12 protein-coding genes are annotated in these 15,448 nt (G+C 70.6%); 3 read left to right on the top strand and 9 right to left on the bottom strand.

The annotated features are described in order from the left end of the window. Nucleotides 1-20: 20 nt before the first annotated feature. A complete protein-coding gene (locus WME82_RS05780; protein ID WP_438041999.1) occupies nt 21-815 on the bottom strand; it encodes an alpha/beta fold hydrolase in 795 nt (264 codons plus the stop codon). A gap of 200 nt (nt 816-1,015) precedes the next feature. Further along, complete coding sequence (locus tag WME82_RS05775; protein ID WP_438041998.1) at nt 1,016-1,702, bottom strand: YqiA/YcfP family alpha/beta fold hydrolase; 687 nt, start codon at nt 1,700-1,702, stop codon at nt 1,016-1,018. 45 nt (nt 1,703-1,747) lie between these two features. Between WME82_RS05775 and WME82_RS05770 the strand changes: the two genes are divergently transcribed. Next, nucleotides 1,748-2,239, top strand: a complete 492-nt coding sequence (locus WME82_RS05770) for an N-acetyltransferase family protein (RefSeq protein WP_438041997.1) — start codon at nt 1,748-1,750, stop codon at nt 2,237-2,239. Nucleotides 2,240-2,562: 323 nt separating this feature from the next. Continuing rightward, nucleotides 2,563-3,849 carry an MFS transporter gene (locus tag WME82_RS05765; RefSeq protein WP_438041996.1) on the top strand — a complete coding sequence of 429 codons (1,287 nt, stop codon included), beginning with the start codon at nt 2,563-2,565 and terminating at the stop codon, nt 3,847-3,849. A gap of 18 nt (nt 3,850-3,867) precedes the next feature. Here the strand turns inward: WME82_RS05765 and WME82_RS05760 are convergent, their stop codons facing one another. From WME82_RS05760 to WME82_RS05735, 6 genes are all read right to left on the bottom strand, one after another. Further along, entirely contained in the window at nt 3,868-5,169 is a 1,302-nt protein-coding gene (locus WME82_RS05760; RefSeq protein ID WP_438041995.1) for an ABC transporter permease, read from the bottom strand. Beyond that, the gene (locus WME82_RS05755) at nt 5,112-6,338 is read right to left on the bottom strand and encodes an ABC transporter permease (RefSeq protein WP_437915013.1); all 1,227 of its coding nucleotides are present in this window, start codon (nt 6,336-6,338) and stop codon (nt 5,112-5,114) included. The genes WME82_RS05760 and WME82_RS05755 overlap by 58 nt, the downstream gene beginning before the upstream one ends. After that, nucleotides 6,335-7,456, bottom strand: a complete 1,122-nt coding sequence (locus WME82_RS05750) for an efflux RND transporter periplasmic adaptor subunit (RefSeq protein WP_437744496.1) — start codon at nt 7,454-7,456, stop codon at nt 6,335-6,337. The genes WME82_RS05755 and WME82_RS05750 overlap by 4 nt, the downstream gene beginning before the upstream one ends. Then, complete coding sequence (locus WME82_RS05745) at nt 7,453-8,247, bottom strand: ABC transporter ATP-binding protein (protein WP_438041994.1); 795 nt, start codon at nt 8,245-8,247, stop codon at nt 7,453-7,455. Before WME82_RS05745 ends, WME82_RS05750 begins: the two co-directional genes overlap by 4 nt. A gap of 238 nt (nt 8,248-8,485) precedes the next feature. Then, nucleotides 8,486-9,694: a glycoside hydrolase family 88/105 protein gene (locus WME82_RS05740; protein WP_438041993.1), complete on the bottom strand. Its 1,209-nt coding sequence runs from the start codon at nt 9,692-9,694 to the stop codon at nt 8,486-8,488. A 1-nt stretch (nt 9,695) separates the two neighbouring features. Then, complete coding sequence (locus tag WME82_RS05735) at nt 9,696-11,948, bottom strand: heparinase II/III domain-containing protein (RefSeq protein ID WP_438041992.1); 2,253 nt, start codon at nt 11,946-11,948, stop codon at nt 9,696-9,698. 534 nt (nt 11,949-12,482) lie between these two features. Between WME82_RS05735 and WME82_RS05730 the strand changes: the two genes are divergently transcribed. Continuing rightward, entirely contained in the window at nt 12,483-12,800 is a 318-nt protein-coding gene (locus WME82_RS05730) for a hypothetical protein (protein WP_437867286.1), read from the top strand. Between the two features lie 34 nt (nt 12,801-12,834). On the opposite strand, the gene WME82_RS05725 is transcribed toward WME82_RS05730, so the two are convergent. After that, nucleotides 12,835-15,399: a hypothetical protein gene (locus WME82_RS05725; RefSeq protein ID WP_438041991.1), complete on the bottom strand. Its 2,565-nt coding sequence runs from the start codon at nt 15,397-15,399 to the stop codon at nt 12,835-12,837. Nucleotides 15,400-15,448: the final 49 nt, after the last annotated feature.

Genomic DNA, 15,448 nt, shown 5'->3' with positions numbered 1-15,448 from the left:
CGCGCGCCGCGCGTCTCCCGTTACGCCCGGATCTCCACCGGCTCGCCCGGATCACCGCGCAGGAACGCCAGCGCCGCGCGGGCGAACGGCTCCTTCCACTCGCCGAAGATGGGGCCGTGTCCGCCGTTCGGCAGGATCCACAGGCAGGAGCGCGGGATGGCGCGGTACAGCTCCAGAGCGATCTCGGCCGGGTAGAGGGGATCGCGGTCGCCGCTCACGATCATCGTGCGCGCCGTGATGGTCGACAGGTGGGGGGGCGTGAAGCTCATGTCGTCGTGGCTGGCCGCGAAGCGGCGCGGCTGATTCCACAGCGCTCGGATCTGCGCGTCGCCGAGCGCGTGGCGGCTCCTCATGTCCCGCCATTCCTCCTCCGAGCGGCCCTCGTCGGAGACGAGGCGCATGATCGCCCTGGCCTGCTCGGGGAAGTAGGGTGTCGCGGACACGAGGACCATCGACGCGACGCGGTCCGGCTGCTGCGTGGCCAGGTGCAGGAGGCACTTGGCGCCGAAGCTGAGGCCGACGGCCCGGAACGCCTTCACCCCCAGGTGGTCGAGGAGGGCGAACACGTCGGAGGCGCACTGACGGATCGTCAGCGAGCCAGCCGGGTTGGTCGAGCGGCCGTGGCCGCGCAGGTCGGGGGCGATGACCGTGTGTCCACACCCGAGCTCCGCGAGGTCGAACACCTGAGCCCAGTCCCCGCCCGCTCCGGTGAAGCCGTGGAGCAGCACGAGCGGCGGCCCTTCGCCGCGGAGCTCGTAGTACATCTCGATGTCGTTGACGGGCGCGGTGCGCCCGGTGGCCGTCGCTGTCGCCATTTGCTCCTCCGATCGCTCGACCGCGGCCGATCCGCGGCCGGTCGCACACGATCTGTAAGCGGCGCTCTTCGCTCTTGATAGCTGTGACCTTCTCGCATAGAATGCCAGTCGGCTGGTGAGGGGACGGCCAACCGGCGTATCGAGCTGAACGCGCTGAACAGACGCTCAGCGTCCGCGGTCCTGACGACAACGCGTGTTCGTCAGCCGACGAGGAAGTGGCGCAGGAAATCGTCCACCTCGCGGAGGATGCGTGGGATCGAGGCGACGAGCTCGTGGCCGTCGTCCACCTCGATGAGCCGGACATGCCGCTTCCCTGCGGCGAACGTCCGCGAGAGCTCGATGTCCACCACCTCGTCGTTCCGGCCATGGACGATCAGCGTGGGTACACGCACGTCCGGCCAGCCCCCCGAGCGCTCATCCACCTCGGCCGCGTCGGCGGCGAAGCCGAAGTCCACCCGGGCTCGCTTCCTCTCCGCGTAGTCGTCGACCTCGAGCCACCCCCGCTCCTCCCACGCCCGGAAGTCCTCCTCACCCAGCCGCAGCCGCCATCGCTCCATGATCCGGAACGCGGGCGCGAGCAGCACCAGCGCGCACACCCGCGCGTCCTCCTCGGCGACGCGGCTCGCGGTGAGGCCGCCGAGGCTCGATCCCATCACCACCGCCCGGTCGCGCTCTCCGCCGATCGCCTGCTTCACGGCGCCGATCATCACGCTCAGGCGCAGGCGCTCGAACGAGGGCACCCGCAGGTTGAGCCGCTCGACGGCGACCCCGCGCCCCTCGAAGTGCGCGGCGATCCGGACGCCCTTGGTGGAGCTCGGGCCCGAGGCGAAGCCGTGCAGGTACAGCCAGCGCGGGCCGGCGGCGGAGGGCGGCGTCGTCATGGTCATGCAGGCGGGGAGCCTACTCCCTCCACCGCGGCGCGACGATGCGGTATGACCCGCGGGAGAGACGCCATGATCCGCCCCGCCACCGCCGCCGACATCCCCATCATCGCCCGCCTCATCCGGATGCTCGCCGAGTACGAGCGTCTCGCGCACGAGGTCACCTTCGACGAGCGAGAGCTCGAAGCGCACCTCTTCGGCCCGAGGCCGGCAGCCGAGGTCGTCCTGGCCGAAGCGGAGGGGATCCCGGTGGGATTCGCGCTCTTCTTCCAGAGCTTCTCCACCTTCCTCGGCAAGCCCGGGATCTACCTCGAAGACCTCTTCGTGCTCCCGGAGCACCGCGGAGGAGGCCACGGCAAGGCCCTGCTCGTGCACCTCGCGAAGCTCGCGGTGGAGCGCGGCTGCGGGCGCTTCGAGTGGTCCGTTCTCGACTGGAACGAGCCGGCGCTCGGCTTTTACCGGAAGCTCGGCGCCAAGCCCATGGACGAGTGGACCGTCCACCGCCTCACCGGCGAGGCGCTCGCCCGGCTCGCGCAGGGCTGACGCGCTCGCCACGGGCATTGCTCGTGGCGGCGCAGCCGAGCACCACCGGCTGCTGCTGGAGCAGCAGCGGCCGCGACCCCTCGGCGCGCTCTTGGCCTGATCACGCCCGAGGCGCGCCGTCCAGACGACCACCGCGGGCGCGGGGATCTTGGTACGGATGTTGCGATTCATGGCAAATGGCGGATTGCGAATCGCCCATCACACACGCCGCGTGGGCTGATAACGGCGTCGCGACTCCTGGACTCGGTCGCGACATGCCCTACTGCTCATCGTGGTTGAGCGAGAGTCCACAACGCCCCACCAGGGCCGCCGCAGGCGCCGAGATGTCTTCCAACAACCTCACCGGGCTCGGCGTGCTGCGCCACCGGAGCTTCGCGTTCTACCTCGCGGCCAGGCTGCTCTCCGCGGTCGCGGTGCAGATGCAGAGCGTCGCGATCGGCTGGCAGGTCTACGCGCTGACCGGCGATGTCTTCGATCTGGGCCTCATCGGCCTCGCCCAGTTCGCGCCCTTCTTCGCGCTGATCCTCTTCGCCGGCCAGGCGGCGGATCGGTTCGACCGGCGCCGCATCATCACGGTCGGCCTCGGCGTGGAGCTGCTCTGCTCCCTCCTGCTGCTCGCGTTCACGGTGTCGGGCCTGACGGTGGTGTGGCCCGTGTTCGCGGTGCTGGTGCTGTTCGGCAGCGCGCGCGCCTTCATGATGCCGGCGCAGCAGGCGATCCTGATGAACCTGGTGCCGCAGGACAGCTTCAGCAAGGCGGTCGCGCTCAGCTCATCGAGCTTCCATGTCGCGGTCATCGTCGGGCCGACGCTCGGCGGGCTCCTTTACCTCGCCGGGTCGACGATCGTGTATTCGATCGTCGCGGCGCTGCTCCTCGTCTCGCTCGTGCTCATGAGCCTCGTGCGCGCGGCCCGGCAGGCGAGGCGCGCCGAGCCGACGTCGTGGAGCGCGGTGCTGGAGGGGCTTCGCTTCGTCTGGTCGAAGCCGGCGGTGCTCGGCGCCATCTCGCTCGACCTGTTCGCGGTGCTGTTCGGCGGGGCGGTCGCGCTCCTGCCCGCGGTTGCGCGCGACGTGCTCCACGCCGGCCCGACCGGCCTCGGCCTGCTCCGCACGGCGCCGGCCGCGGGCGCCGCGATCACCGCCGGCGTCCTCGCCTTCCGGCCGATCACGCGCCAGGTGGGCCGCTGGATGTTCGGCGGCGTCGCCGTGTTCGGGCTCGCCACCATCGCCCTCGGGCAGACCCGGAGCTTCACCGTCGCGCTCATCGCCCTGTTCCTCGTCGGCGCAGGCGACATGGTGAGCGTCTATATCCGTCACATCCTCGTGCAGTTCGAGACGCCGGACTCCATCCGAGGGCGGGTGAGCGCGGTCAACGCGGTGTTCATCGGCGCCTCCAACGAGCTCGGCGAGTTCGAGTCCGGCCTCACCGCCAGCTGGCTCGGCCTGCTGCCCGCCATCCTCCTCGGCGGCAGCGCCACCCTCGTGGTCGCCGCGCTGTGGGCCCTCGGCTTCCCCGTGCTCAGCCGCATGGACCGCTTCCCGCACGCGAAGCGAGATCCCGAGCAGAGCGCGGACGGCGGCGGAGCGGACGAGGCCGCCGCGACGACGTGAGCGTCCTCGGGAGCCGCGCTACTCCGAGCGGAGGGCCTCGATCGGGTCGAGCCGCGAGGCGCGCCAGGCCGGGTAGAAGCCGAAGACCACGCCGATCGTGACCGAGAGGCCGAGGCCGAGGAAGAGCGACCAGGGCTCGACCTGGAACGCCCAGCGGCCGACCATCTGCGCGAGCAGCGCGCTGGCGAGCCAGGAGAGGGCGAGCCCCGAGAGCACGCCGAGCACGCCGCCGAGCAGCGAGACGGCCGCCGCCTCGCACAGGAACTGCAGCAGGATCGCGCGCGGCGAGGCCCCGACCGCGCGGCGGATGCCGATCTCCCGCGTCCGCTCGGTCACGGTGACCAGCATGATGTTCATGATGTTGATGCCCCCCACGATCAGCGCGACAACGCCGGTGCTGAGCAGCAGCATCTTGATGATGTCGAGGACGAGCTTCTCCTGGCCGTGGCTGTCCTCGTCCTCGATCCTGAAGTTCTTGACCCCGTGATGGCGGCGCTGGAGCGTCGCGTCGATGACGCCGCGGAGCGCGGCGAGCGGCGTCCGGACGGTGACGAGCGGATCCTGCCGGACGTACAGGCGGTCGGTCCTGTGCGACGGCGCATAGAGCGCGTCGTAGGTGGTCTCCGGGACGAGGACCTTGCGGTTCCAGATGTTCGTGTCGTCCGTGGAGCCGAGGATCGGCCGGTCCCGGAGCACGCCGACCACCGTCCACACGTGGCCGTCGGCCGTCATGTGCAGCGGCTCGGCCTGCGCGGCCCGCGCAGGAGGGCCGCCGAAGAGCTCGGCCCAGACCTCGTGGCCGACCACGCACACGCGCCGCCGCGCCGCGAGATCCGCCTCGACGAGGAAACGGCCCGCCGCGAGCTCCAGGTCGTAGAGGGCCGGCGCCGCCGGCACGGCGCTGACGAGGGAGATCCGCTTCTTCTTGCCGCCGGCGCGGGCCTCGGTCGGGCGCACCGACTCGCTCAGGGCAGAGGCGCCGCCGAGGGCGCGCGAGGCGGCGAGCGCGCGGGCGTCGTCCCGCGAGAGATCGCGCCGGGTGCGGCGCCGATCGCCGACGCTCACCTCCGCGGGGTGGACCTGGATGAGGTCGGCCTCCACGGCCTGCTGGCTCGCCCGGAGGAGCGCCTCCTCGCCGCCCGCGAGCAGCGAGGCGAGCAGCACGATCGAGCCGGTGCCGATGATGATGCCGAGCAGCGTGAGCGCGGCGCGGGTCCGGTCGGCGACCACGGCGCGCGTCGAGTGGAGGAGATCGTCGAGCCTCATCGCCGCATCGCCGCCACGGGGTCGAGCCGGCCCGCGCGCTGGGCCGGCAGCCACCCGAAGACCACGCCCACGCCGGAGGAGACGAGCAGCGCCGCGATCACGGCCGGCGTGGAGACCGCGCCGATCCAGCTCGGCGTGAAGCGGCGGATGACCGCCGAGGCGAGCTCGGCCGCGGCGGCGCCGCCGGCGACCCCGAGCAGGCCGCCGAAGCCCGAGAGCAGCGCCGCCTCGGCCAGGAACTGCGCGCTGATGTCGCGCGGCGACGCCCCGAGCGCCTTGCGGATGCCGATCTCACGCACGCGCTCGGACACGCTGACGAGCATCATGTTCATCACGCCCACGCCGCCGATGAGCAGCGCGACGCCCGCGATGAGGCCGACGATCGCCTTCATCGTGGTGAACATGGCCTCGAATTTCTGCATGATGCTGCTGAAATCGAGGAGGGTGAAGTCGTCGACGCCGTGGTGGCGGTCGACGAGGAGCGCGTTGATGATGCGCTTCACCGGGTCGTTGTTGCGGACGTCGTCGGTCTTGATGACGAGCAGCGCCGAGGTGCTCACCGCCTTCTCGACGTCCGCCGCCGTGTCGAGCGGGGCGACGAGCAGGTCGACCCAGCTGAAGCCGAAGTTGACGCCCATCCGATCGGCGTCGGCCAGCACGCCGATCACGCGGCAGCGCAGGGCCCCGACCGTCACCCACCGGCCGATCGGGTCGCCGCGCCAGAGCCGCGCCGCGAGCTTCGGGCCGGCGACGCAGACCCGGGCCCGGCGGCGGTCCTCCTCGTCGGAGAACGTCCGGCCGCGCGCGACGGGCATCCGGAAGGCGTCGAGGAAGCCGCTGTCGGCCGCGATGAAGTCGGTGCGATCCTCCTTGCCCTCGTCGGAGGTGACGTCGCGCGAGCCGAGCATGGCGTACATGGTGTGCTCGGCGACGTGGGGGACGCCGCGCGCGAGCCGATCGCGATCCCGGCGGGTGAAGCCGGTGACGTACATCGTCTTCTTCCGCTCGGCGCGCTCCGGCTCCTTCGGGACGACGAGGATGAGCCGCGCCCCGCCGAGCTGCTCGATGCCGCGGCCCAGCGTGAGCAGGCCGCCCTCCGCGAGCGAGGTCATGAGCACGATGGCGAAGGCGCCCAGGGTGATGCTGAGGACGGTCAGGAGCGACCGCAGCTTGTGCGCCGAGAGGGCCTTCGCGGCGATCGCGAGGTAGGCGGACCACCTCACATCTTCGTCTCGTTCGCGGCCGCCGAGGGCGGGTTGATGAGCACGCGGGCCCCCTCCGGGACGCCGTTCACGATCTCGACGTCGCGATCGTTGCGCGCGCCGAGCGCGACCTCGACCTTCTCGGTCGTCTGCTTGCCGTCGGGGCCGTCGACGACGCGCGTGACGAGCTGCTTGCCGCCCTCGTCGGCGACGGCCTCGATGGGCAGGGAGACCACGCCTGGCCTGCTGTCGAGCCGGATGCGCACGTCGGCGGTCATGCCGGGCTTGATGAGGCCGTCGATCTGGGTGAGCTCGGCCTCGACCGGGAAGACGTCGACCTCGCGGCCCTCGAGCTTCACCGAGGCGGGCGCGATCTTGGTGACCCTGGCCGCGTACGTCTTGCCGGGCAGGGCGTCGAGCGTCAGGGTCGCCGTCTGGCCGAGCGCGACCTTGGCCACGTCGATCTGGTTGAGGTCCACCTTGACCACGAGCGTCGAGAGGTCGGCCACGGTGAGCAGCGCCTTGCCGTTGAAGGTCGACTGCACGCCCGGCGTGACGACCTCGCCGGGCTCGATGTTGCGCTGGATGACGGTGCCGTCGAGGGGCGAGGAGATCTTCGTGTACCGGAGCTGGTCCCTGGCGGCGCTGAGCGCGACCTCGGCGAGCCGGATGGCGACGGTCTTCTCGGTGAGGTCGTGCTTGGCCGTGTCGAGCTCCTGCGCGGGGACGACGCTGGCCTCGACGCCGGCGGTCCGCTGCGCGACCACGCGCTTGGCGAAGCCCGCGGCGGCCCTGGCCCGGGCGAGCTCGGCCTCGGCGCGGGCGACCTCGCGCTCGTAGTCGGTCGGGTCGAGCACGAGCAGCAGCTGGTCCTTCTGGACCCGGGCGCCCTCGTCCGCGAGCACCTCGGCGACCTGGCCCGCGACCTTGGACTTGAGCTCGACCTGCTCGCGGGCCTCGATGCGCCCGGTCTCGAGGATCTCGACGGCGAGGTCGCCGCGCTTCGCGGTCACGACGAGCGCGGGGTCGATGGGCGCGGGGCCGGCGCCGGCCTTCGCGAGGACGGCGGCGCCGCCCCCGGCGAGCGCCAGCGCCCCGACGAGCCACGGCCAGAGGCGCCGCCGACGCCGGGCGCTCACGAGAGGCCTCCGGGAGGGGACGACGCTGGTCCTGGAACCGGCGACGCTGGTCCTGGAACCGATGACGACGGTCCAGGAACCGGCGACGAGACGTCAACGCGCCGGCCGCGAGGGCCGGTGTCCTCGACGATGGCGCCGTCCCTGAAGGTGACGACGCGGGTGGCGTAGTCGGCGATCGAGCGGTCGTGGGTCACGACGACGACCGTCATCCCCTGCGCGTGCAGCGCGCAGAAGAGCTCCATGACCTGCCCGGTGGTGGCGGAGTCGAGCGCGCCGGTCGGCTCGTCCGCGAGGAGGAGCGGCGGCTCGTTGACGATGGCGCGGGCGATCGCCACGCGCTGCTGCTGGCCGCCGGACAGCTGGTTCGGCAGGTGGTGCGCCCGGTCCTCGAGGCCGACGCGCGCGAGCGCCCGCGCGGCCCGCGCCCGCCGGTCGGCCGGCCGGACGCCGGCGTAGACCATGGGCAGCTCGACGTTCGCGAGGGCGGTGTCGCGCGGAAGGAGGTTGAACGACTGGAAAACGAACCCGATCTTGCGGTTGCGGAGCTGGGCCAGCTCGACCTCGTCGAGCTCCTCGACCGGCTCGTCGTCGAGGAGGTAACGGCCGCCGGTGGGGCGGTCGAGCGTGCCGATGACGTTCAGGGTCGTCGATTTGCCCGACCCCGAGGCGCCCATGATGGCGACCATCTCGCCCCGCGAGAGCTCCAGCGAGACGCCGCGGAGCGCCTGCACCTCCACCTCGCCCATCCAGTAGACCTTGGTGATCGCGTCGAGCTTCACGAGTGCAGACATGAGGGTCCTCGGCGGTGGCCTGCGCGCCGTCCCCAGGGACGGCCGCGGCGCGCGCGAGCCCGGTTCACCTGACCCGCGCGTGACGCACCAGGGTGCGCCGCTCTCGTCGCTCCGGCCATCGCGCTGCGAAGGCCGGCGGACGCGCTGAGGCGTAGGCGAAGCGCAGCAGCAAGGCAACCGCGGCGCAGGAGCGCGGCGGTCGCGCGCCGAGGCCGCGGCGAGCGTGGCGCTGGCAGAGCTACAGCCCGGACGTTTCGACGAGCGCCAGGACCACGGCTCCGACGCCGTACGAGAGGTCGTCGCGGAGCTCGACCGCCGCGTAATCCTCGAGCTTGCCGACCGTCGTGGGCCCGGAGATTCCGGTCACCACCGGCCGCCCGGAGTCGTCCTCCTCGATGCGCGAGCGCACGCCCGCCATGGCGCGGTCGATCGCGGGGCGCACCGAGGCGTCGAGGAAGCCGTGGCGCAACCCGCGCGCGAGCCCGACGGCGAAGAGGGCCGTCGCGCTCGTCTCCAGGTAGATCTCGCCGGGGCGGTTCATGATCGTCCACCACAGGCCGCTGTCCTGGTCCTGCGCGCCCAGGACCGCCGCGACCTGCCGCTCGAGCGCCCCGGCCACGGCGTCGTCGCGCTCGCCGCGCGCCGCGCGCACGCGGAGGTACTCGTAGCCGGCCGCCGTGATCCAGGCGTTGCCGCGCGCCCAGTACACGTCCGGATCCTGCGGCGCCGCCCAGTTGTACGCGTGCCGGAACAGCCCGGGCTCGTCCTGGAGGAGCGAGGCGAAGATCTGGAATTGATTCGAGAATTCGTCGAGCGGACGCGCCTCGCCCGAGCGCTCGCCGGCGCGGACGAGCACGTTGCCGAACATGAACAGCGAGTCGACCCAGAGGGTGGGCTCGAACAGCGGCGACACGCCGAGGTGGTTGATGCCGCCCTGCTCCGTCCGGCGCGCTTCCTCGTAGAGGTAGCGGAGCACGTCGTCGACGACCTTCGCATAGGGAGCCGCGCACGTTTCCTCGTGGAGCGCGAGCGCGGCCATGGCCGGCGGGCAGCGGTCGCTGGTCGTGATCTCGTAGCCGTACTCGATGTGGCGGTCGATGGTGCGCCGGTAGTAGTCCCGGTACGGGGAGTGCTGCGTGACGCGGTACAGCTCGACCAGCGAGAGCATGACCGTGCCCTCGCCCCAGTCCCACGGCAGCGACTCCGCCGGGTGCTCGGTGATCCAGCGGTCGGCGATGGCGCGCGCCAGCGTGATGCTCTCGGAGTCGGGTGCGCGCTCGCGCGCGAACGCGTCCTCCGCCGACGGTGACGTCGGCATGCACTCCGCCCCGGAGGTGCCCGGCGGCCCGGCGTTCGGGTCCCCCGAGCACCCGCTGGCCGCCGCGGCGCACGCGGCGGCAGCGACGAGCAACGCGCGGAGGCGCGATCCACGTTCGCGACGGGGCATCTCACTCCTCCACGGCGAGGCCGGTGGCGTCGGGCGCGGTGACGAGGGGGCTCCCGTCGAGGAGCACCCTGGTACCCCGCGCCATCAGCGCGAACGGCCGGTCGCCCTCGATCCGCAGCACGACGAGCTCCGCGTCGGTCTCGAGGACCCGCCCCCCAGGCAGCGCCAGCGCCTCCGGGGCTCCCTTGCTCCGCAGCACCGCGACGTCGGTCCCTCCTTCGCTCTCGATCTGCCACGCGACGACGCCGGGCTCCGCCGCGATCGGCGCCGCCTGGAGCGGCGCGTCGGGGCCCGCGTCCACGCCGACCTTGTAGGGCAGGAGCACCGCCAGGAACCCCGGCGCCTCGGCTTGCACGGCTGCGTCGATGACGGCGTGGTCGGCGGCCTTGCGGTCCTCCTCGAACTCGTGGACGTGGGGCGCGGTGAGCGGCGTGTACGGCGGCTCCACGACGGCGAGCCCCGGCGACGTCGACAACACGCGCGCCTCGACGCCCGCCCGCGCCCGCTCCCATCGGCCGCCGTCGGGGAGGAGCTCGAAGGTGCCTCCGGACGTCAGCCCCGCGTAGCCGTGCAGCCGCCACGCGTGGGCGCGGGCCGCCGGGTGCGACGTCGAGAGGCGGTCGCCGACCACGAAGTAGCGGCCGTCGATGAAGGCCACCGATCGCTCGACGTGCGTGTCCTGGTAGTCCTGGTGCGCCTCCGCGTAGTCGACGGCGTCGCCGTCGTGGGTGTTCCGGAGGAAGGCGTCCGCGTCGCCGAAATCGTTGAAGAGCCCCTTGTCGGGCGCGGATCGGCCGTCGATGAGGACCACGTTGTGCGACGGCGACTGGCTGGTCTTGGCGTTGTCGAGCGAATCGGGCTTGTAGTAGCCGGCGTCGATCAACAGGTACTCTCCGTAGGCCGCGAGGGAGAACGACGTGCCGTCCACGTGGTCGTGGATCGCCTTGCGCGCCGAGCCGTGCTCCGCGAGGAGCAGGAGCCAGCGCGCGTCGTCGCCCCAGTCCGAGCGGAACACCGCGTGGCCGGTGTCGGGGAAGAAGCGCGTGAGGAAGCGCGGCGCCTCGGGGGCCACTGCGTCGTCGACGTAGAGCAGGTGATGGGCGATGAGGTCGGCGCCGAACTCCATGGCCTGGGGGTCGCGGTTCTGCTCCCAGTCCCACAGGTACTCCCCGCTTCCGCCGAAGGACGTGAGCAGCGGGCTCCCGTTGAACGGGGTGAAGACCCCGTCGTCGACGGGGGGCCGGCTGCCCCAGGGGAGGCGCAGCGAGAGCGACCAGTCGACGGCCTTCGTGAAGAGCCCGCCGCGCAGCGGGACCTTGAGCGCGCCCTGCTCGCCGTCGACGCAGCCATGTCCGGCCCACGGGTCCTCGTCGGAGCGGGTACGGCAGTCGCGGGTGAAGGCCACCTCGCCCTCGAGCGCGTTGTCGAGGGCGATGAAGAACGCCGCCGTGGGGCCCCAGGCGAAGCCGGAGTAATACGGGCCCTCGGACGCCCCGCCGTCGGGCTGCACGTACTGGCCGTCCGGGCCCCAGAGGTAATCGAGCTCCGAGATCGACCAGCTCCACCAGGTCGCGGCGGCCGGGTGCTCGGGGAACGCGAGCGCCACATAACCGAGCGCGTCGGCGGTCCGGATCGGGTGGTTGTTCTGCGCGGGGCGCAGCAGGAGATCTCGATAGAAATCCTGCTCGAGGTACTTGGCGAAAAACTGACCGGTGATGTCGGTGATCTTCCTCTCGGCCTGGGCGGACTCCTCGTCGGGGAACCACGGCGTGGCGCTCAGGAGGTCCCACGTGTTCGTGTACCCCATGAGGATCTTCGCCATCCGGATGTTCATGTCGAGGACCGTGTTCGTGTCCCAGTGGGTCTCCAGGCGGCGCAGGAACTCGCGCGCCTTGTCGGCCGCCGCCCGGTCCTCGAAGGCCCAGGCGAGGAGGGCATTCGCCTGCGCGGTCGAGGCGTTGTTGCCGTTCGTCTTGTGGTCCCATGAAGCGGGGTCGGGCTCTTCCTCGTAGGGGCGGTCGGCGCGGCGCTTCAGGGTGGCGAGGATCGAGGCGTAGGGCTCGCGATCGACGCGCGAGCGCAGGAGGTCGCGGTGCTCCGGGCGCGCGAGGAGCCGCGGATGAACGCCGGTGTCCCGCGGCTCGCTCGGCCCGGTGGCGTCCGTGCCGCACGCCGCGGCCGCGAGCGCGAAGCACGCGAGCGCCGGAGCGAGGGTGTGAAGAGGGAGAGGAAAGCCGCGAGACAGTGATTTCATGGAAGGAGGGGGCGAGGGCTCAGAGGGACGAGCTGGTGCGTGAGGCGCAGCGTATCAGCTCGTCCCGGCCTGGGGCCGCCCGAGTTCTCGCTGCCGTGGGGGCGATCACCACATGTCCACGATGGGCAGTCTCGGCAGCCGCCGACACGCCGGAAGATCCGACCAGAGCGGAGAGAACAACGCTGGCGACGCGCGGTCGCGAGGGGAATGCGGGAGAGGAGGAGCCTTCTGTGAGCTCGCCAGGATCAGCCCGGCAGGCGCCCCGGGGAGCGTGTCCTGCGAGCTGAGCCGTGCCTGTTGCGATCGCCTGGCGCGGGCTGCGTCGAGCGCGCCCGCGGCCTTCTCCGCGCGACGGGCCGCGCTCGCGCAGGGTGGTGCGATCCTGCGCGAGCGTCTGCCTGCTGTAGCAGGACGCGACAGGCGGGGTGGAACGACCACGCTGCTGGCGCGGAACCCTCGACACAGGGGCTCCCCGCTGCGCGGTCTCCCGCTTGCATTGCCCGGCCCCGGTGGGGGGAGTCGAGGAGGTTCGATATGGCGACCGAGCAGAAGCAGGGAATGGGCGCACAGGGGCAGCAGGGCGCTGGCCTACAGGAGGGCCGCAGCGAGAGCACCGTGGTCCCCGACAAGGACTACAACCTGGTCAGCGTGCTCTACCATGTGCTCAAGGGCGCGGAGACCCACTCACAGTACATCCAGGATGCGAAGAAGGAGGGGGATCAAGAGCTCGCCTCCTTCTTCAGCGAGGTCCGGCAGGAGGAGCTGCGGCTCGCGGAGCGCGCGAAGCACCTCCTCGGACAGCGGCTGAGCGGAGGGCGCCCGGGCCAGGGAGGGGCCCGCGCGAGCGCCTAGGGCTCACGGCGCTCCGGGCCGCCCTGACGGGCCCTCAATCGGCGATATACTGGTTTCGACCAACGAAATCGAGATACGGGTACAACGCCGAACGCAGGTTATCCACCTGAACACTCGAGTTGATACCGCCGACCTCCCACCCGTTCCACTTGGACGGGTTCCGGGTCGTCGCGTTCAAGAACAGCGGCACCTCCAGCAATGACTCCACGACGCCGGTCGTGGACATCTTGTCAAAATCGACGAGGACCGGAGCGGTGTTGTCCGTCAGGTTCTTCACCCAGACACGCGCAGCGCCGAAGTCACCGCCCGCGACGCCGTCGATGTCGCGGCTCGGGTCGACCTGCACCTGAAGTTCATACCACTTGCCCGAAGCCGGCGCGAAGTTGGTCGCCTTGTACAGCTCGCCGCTGTCCCGCGACCCCCGGAGGCGCAGCTGCCCCTGCTCGAACTGCACAAGGAACCCGACGTAGTTGTTCGGGGTGAGGCCGTTGCTCGCGCTGGCGACCGTGTTGACAGGAGCGAAGTAAACACCTGTGGTGCCGTACAGCTGGCCGGAATAAACCGTCAGGTCGCTCGCGTCGTGGTCGGTCAGCTCGGTCTCCCACCAGGCGCTGGCCGCGCTCGCCCCCGTCGGACGAACCGCGAGCGTCGAGGTGTTGCCTGTACCGTACGGCGCAGAAGCCGTGAGCTGCCCCGGCCCGCCGGAGGCCGGACCCTTCCACACCAGCTGCGGAACAGCCTGACTGTCCATGGCGACGCCAGACTGATAATGATCGAAATTGTCACTCATCTGCGGCACGTAGTACCCCATCGAGAGGTCATCCACGGCGTTGCTGTCGCCGTAGGCCGCCACGATGAACCCGTTGAAATTGGAGGGGTTCTTGTTCACGCCCATGAGCAGCGGGACAACCAGCACCCGCTCGGTCACGCCGGTCGTCGTGAGATTGTCGAAGACGACGCGCGTGAAGTCCTTCTGCCCGTCCGTCACATTGCGGACGTACAGCGAGCCAAGACCGGTGCCCACGGTGGGGTTGACGACCATCTTCACCTCCAGCCATTTGCCCATCGTGGCGGGGATGTTGACGGCTTGATAGACATCTCCGCCGTCATAGCCAGAACGAAGACGGAGCGCCCCCCAGGCCATGGAGACGGTCGGCCCCTGGTAGGCAGGGAGTGCGTAGCCCGTCGGGCTCCCGCCGGCCACGTTGATCGGCTCGAACGCGACGCCGGAGATGGCATTGTAGATGAAACCCGAGTAGACGACCTTGTCCGTGCTGTTGAAGCTCGGGCCATCGAACGCGGACCAGGCTACCTTGCTGTTGTAGCCGCCCGTGGAGACGATGCTCTGCTCGGAGTCATTCCCGCTTCCCGGCGGCGAGCCGATCGCGAACTTGTCCGGGTTCGCCCCCGACCAGCTGTTCGCGCCCTGGTTGTTCATCGCGTTGCCGAAGACGTGCTGCTCGTAGTCCTCGCGATCCATGGCGCAGGCCTCATACTGGAGGCGCACGTGGTCGTGGGAAGCGACGTCCGGCGACCGGGAGGGCAACGCCGCCACATGAGACCAGTCGGCGTGCTGCGTGGTGGTGTTCATGTTGCTCACCAGCACATCGACGCGGCCCCCTCTCTGAACACCGGACCACTCGATGCCGGCGTTCTTGTTGGTCGCCAGGTTGAGGGTGCGCAGCTCGCCGTCCCGCGCGAACACGCCGTCCAGCGCCTGCCACGCGTCAGCCATGTCCGCAGTGAACGCGAGCGTCGCGGCGACGACGTTGCCATACGTCTGGATGTAGTAGGTGGTCGCCCCCGTCTGGTTGACGTTGACCTCCCACGTCCTGAACCCGTCCGCCCCGCGGAGCCGGTAATGCTGGACTTGCGCGACGTTGTCCGTCGGCAGGAGGACCTGCGGCTGAGGCACACCATAGTTGGGTTTGTTGACGAAGTCCGCGATATAGGGAATCAACAAATCACCAGCAGGAAGGTGGCGCGCCGCCACGCTCACCGTCTCGAGCCCCTGCCAGAAGATCGCGGAGATCTGGGTGGGCGCCGTTCCGCCGACATAAGGCACGCCATTGATCGAGGAGGCGACATGCAACGCCGATTGGCTCGAGTTGTACGCCACCGGCATCGCGACGTTGATGCCTGACGTAGTGTAGATATTCTCTCGATCAATCTTGAACTGCTCACCGACATTCCAGGGCCACGCGCCGGACGTATCGACGCTCATCCCAGGGTAGTAGCCATAGTTGCCCACATAGGCCTCCGAGATATCCGCGTCTGGGTCGGTTCGAACGCGGTCGACGTTGTCCAGGAGCAGGTCGTATTGCGTCTGGGTGTCCCCCTCGATGTCCATCAACAGGTAATCGAGCGCATAGCCGTTGCTGCTGATCCAATCGAGCGCAGGGTCCAGCGTCGCCAGGCCCCACCCCCTGGTCTCGAGCCCCGTGGGGACCCCGGCCAGGGTGTTGCTGATGATCACGTCGTCGTAGTCGCCCCGCTCTGCCCACCCCACCGCGGCGATGTCTCCCCCGTTCTGGACAATCTCGGGGTTGGTCGGCTCGAACGCCTGCCAGCTCGTGAAGTAGCCCTCGGCTTGCGCCATCGCGGTCGAGCATGCGATCACCGCCGCCGGGGCGGGTGCCGGTCGGGGC

It is taken from the genome of Sorangium sp. So ce128 (assembly GCF_051525245.1).
Taxonomy (GTDB): Bacteria; Myxococcota_A; Polyangia; order Polyangiales; family Polyangiaceae; genus Sorangium; species Sorangium cellulosum_B.
The sequence above is the reverse complement of the archived record's forward strand: the minus strand, read 5'-3'. Positions and strand labels throughout refer to the sequence as shown.

Bases quoted from the DNA above. Each gene is read 5' to 3' on its own strand.
- WME82_RS05780 (WP_438041999.1), bottom strand. From the start codon at position 815: ATGGCGACAGCGACGGCCACCGGGCGCACCGCGCCCGTCAACGACATC.
- WME82_RS05775 (WP_438041998.1), bottom strand. From the start codon at position 1,702: ATGACCATGACGACGCCGCCCTCCGCCGCCGGCCCGCGCTGGCTGTAC.
- WME82_RS05770 (WP_438041997.1), top strand. From the start codon at position 1,748: ATGACCCGCGGGAGAGACGCCATGATCCGCCCCGCCACCGCCGCCGAC.
- WME82_RS05765 (WP_438041996.1), top strand. From the start codon at position 2,563: ATGTCTTCCAACAACCTCACCGGGCTCGGCGTGCTGCGCCACCGGAGC.
- WME82_RS05745 (WP_438041994.1), bottom strand. From the start codon at position 8,247: ATGTCTGCACTCGTGAAGCTCGACGCGATCACCAAGGTCTACTGGATG.
- WME82_RS05740 (WP_438041993.1), bottom strand. From the start codon at position 9,694: ATGCCCCGTCGCGAACGTGGATCGCGCCTCCGCGCGTTGCTCGTCGCT.
- WME82_RS05735 (WP_438041992.1), bottom strand. From the start codon at position 11,948: ATGAAATCACTGTCTCGCGGCTTTCCTCTCCCTCTTCACACCCTCGCT.
- WME82_RS05730 (WP_437867286.1), top strand. From the start codon at position 12,483: ATGGCGACCGAGCAGAAGCAGGGAATGGGCGCACAGGGGCAGCAGGGC.
- WME82_RS05725 (WP_438041991.1), bottom strand. From the start codon at position 15,399: ATGGCGCAAGCCGAGGGCTACTTCACGAGCTGGCAGGCGTTCGAGCCG.